This window comes from Methanocalculus natronophilus (assembly GCF_038751955.1).
GTDB lineage: Archaea > Halobacteriota > Methanomicrobia > Methanomicrobiales > Methanocorpusculaceae > Methanocalculus > Methanocalculus natronophilus.
In genome coordinates, this window is sequence record NZ_JBCEXH010000106.1 from 1 (window position 1) to 572 (window position 572).

Below are 572 nucleotides of genomic sequence, written 5' to 3' on the forward strand. Positions count from 1 at the left end.
GTTCAGGGTCGTTACTCATTAGAGCTTTTGATAAAGTAAAATTTAAAAAGGCACAAATCTATGGACAAGAGCGTAATGGTCAAACACAATCACTTGCGAGAATGAACATGTTCTTACATGGTATCGATGACGCGAAGATTGCCTGGGGAGATACCATTGCTAACCCACTTCATATTGAAAACGGAAAGCTGATGAAGTTCCAGGTTGTTGTAGCTAATCCGCCATTTTCTTTAGATAAATGGGCATCTGGATTCTCTGGTGAATCAAACGGTGATTTTAAAATGGAATCATCTTTGGATCCTTATAAGCGATTTGATTGGGCTGTTCCACCAAAATCAAAAGGGGACTATGCATTCGTTCAGCACATGCTTCATTCACTTGCTGAAGGTGGACGCATGGGTGTTGTATTACCTCATGGTGTCTTATTCCGTGGAGCGAGTGAAGGTAAAATCAGAAAAGAAATCATTGACTTAAACTTACTTGAAGCAGTTATTGGGTTACCAGCGAATCTTTTCTTTGGAACTCCCATCCCGGCAACTATTCTTGTATTCAAACAAAATAGAGGTAGAGAT

The 572-nt window shown here is 39.9% G+C and carries 1 protein-coding gene; it reads left to right on the forward strand.

Translation table 11 applies throughout. The features are described from left to right. A partial coding sequence (locus ABCO64_RS10710; RefSeq protein WP_343089468.1) for an HsdM family class I SAM-dependent methyltransferase occupies positions 1 to 572 on the forward strand: 572 nt, incomplete at both ends.